Origin of the sequence: Streptomyces turgidiscabies Car8, assembly GCF_000331005.1 — a bacterium.
GTDB classification, from domain to species: domain Bacteria; phylum Actinomycetota; class Actinomycetes; order Streptomycetales; family Streptomycetaceae; genus Streptomyces; species Streptomyces turgidiscabies.
The window spans coordinates 1-1,693 of record NZ_AEJB01000193.1; the positions used below are offsets into that span (position 1 = coordinate 1).

The 1,693-nt window shown below is 71.3% G+C and carries 2 protein-coding genes and 1 pseudogene; 2 read left to right on the forward strand and 1 reads right to left on the reverse strand.

Going from position 1 to position 1,693, the window contains the following annotated elements; translation table 11 throughout:
- Positions 1-96 (reverse strand): annotated as a pseudogene (locus STRTUCAR8_RS54110) (FAD-dependent oxidoreductase); the annotation flags it as partial.
- 154 nt (positions 97-250) lie between these two features.
- On the opposite strand from STRTUCAR8_RS54110, the gene STRTUCAR8_RS11875 reads away from it, so the two are divergent.
- Both STRTUCAR8_RS11875 and STRTUCAR8_RS11880 read left to right on the forward strand, forming a co-directional pair.
- On the forward strand, positions 251-688 hold the full coding sequence (locus tag STRTUCAR8_RS11875) for a gamma-glutamylcyclotransferase family protein (protein WP_006375921.1): 438 nt from the start codon (positions 251-253) through the stop codon (positions 686-688).
- A 125-nt stretch (positions 689-813) separates the two neighbouring features.
- A complete protein-coding gene (locus STRTUCAR8_RS11880) occupies positions 814-1,638 on the forward strand; it encodes a purine-nucleoside phosphorylase (protein ID WP_006375920.1) in 825 nt (274 codons plus the stop codon).
- Positions 1,639-1,693: the final 55 nt, after the last annotated feature.

The window sequence follows — 1,693 nt, forward strand, 5'->3', positions numbered from 1 at the left end:
ACGACGGTCACCTCCGCGCCGAGCTGCGCTGCCACCAGCGCCGCTTCTACCGCCGGGTCCGCCACCAATGATCACGATCCGAGTCACATACCCCATTGTCCCGTACGCGCCGAGGTGCCGACGCCCCGGGGGCCGCCGCACGGGTCCGGGGCGGACTTTCGGGCGGCCCGAGGGCGGATGTCTGTGCGGGTACGAAAGGGACGTGTGCTGTCGGAGTGACGGCCGTGTCCGCTGCCGTACTCTTCGATCCATGTCGCTCTACGCCGCCTACGCCGGCAATCTCGACGCGCGGCTCATGACGCGCCGCGCCCCGCACTCGCCGCTGCGCGCCACCGGCTGGCTGACCGGGTGGCGGCTGACGTTCGCCGGCGAGCACATGGGCTGGGAGGGCGCACTCGCGACGATCGTCGAGGCACCGCGTTCCCAGGTCTTCGTCGCCCTGTACGAGATCGCCCCGCTCGACGAGGACTCGCTGGACCGCTGGGAGGGCGTGGGCCTCGACATCTACCGCCGGATGCGGCTGCGCGTCGACACGCTGGAGGGCGAGGAACCCGCGTGGGCGTACGTCCTCAACGGGTACGAGGGCGGCTTGCCGTCTGCGCGGTACCTGGGCGAGATCGCCGACGCGGCGGAGTCGGCCGGGGCGCCGCACGACTACGTGATGGAACTGAGAAAACGTCCCTGTTGACCAGCGGTACGGCCAGGCTGCTGGCCAGTCGCCCTCGCCTTTGGTTGGAAACGACAAGACAACGATCGCCATCCCGTAACCTCCGTCATCTACGCGCGTAGGCTCCGAGCGGATACGCTCAGCGCGTGAACGCATCTCTTCTTCCGGACGACATCCAGGGCGACCCCTACTCCGCCGCCGACACCGCCGCCGCGCGCCTGAGGGAGCTCACGGGTGCCGAGACCCATGACGTCGCCCTCGTGATGGGCTCCGGCTGGGCACCGGCCGTGGACGCCCTGGGCACCCCCGAGGCCGAGCTCCAGGTCACCGAGCTGCCCGGCTTCCCGCCGCCGGCCGTCGAGGGCCACGGCGGCAAGATCCGCTCGTACCGGATCGGCGACAAGCGCGCGCTGGTCTTCCTGGGCCGCACGCACTACTACGAGGGCCGTGGCGTGGCGTCCGTGGCGCACGGTGTCCGTACCGCCGTCGCCGCCGGCTGCAAGACCATCGTCCTGACCAACGGCTGCGGCGGCCTGCGCGCCGACATGCGCCCCGGCCAGCCGGTCCTGATCAGCGACCACATCAACCTCACGGCGACGTCCCCGATCGTCGGCGCGAACTTCGTGGACCTGACGGACCTGTACTCGCCGCGGCTGCGTGCCCTGTGCAAGGAGATCGACCCCAGCCTTGAGGAGGGCGTGTACGCCCAGTTCACGGGCCCGCACTACGAGACGCCCGCGGAGATCCGGATGGCGCGGACCATCGGCGCGGACCTGGTCGGGATGTCGACGGTGCTGGAGGCGATCGCGGCGCGCGAGGCCGGCGCCGAGATCCTGGGCATCTCGCTGGTGACGAACCTCGCGGCGGGGATGACGGGCGAGCCCCTGAACCACGAGGAGGTCCTCCAGGCCGGCCGCGACAGCGCGACCCGCATGGGCGCCCTGCTGACCCAGGTCCTGGACCGCCTCTAGCCCGTCCGGATCTTCCTCGCCCCCGCCGCCCCTACCCGTCCCATCCCTTCCGGGG

What these genes read in the sequence shown, in the direction of transcription:
- STRTUCAR8_RS11875 (WP_006375921.1), top strand. Translation starts at nt 251, where the DNA reads ATGTCGCTCTACGCCGCCTACGCCGGCAATCTCGACGCGCGGCTCATG.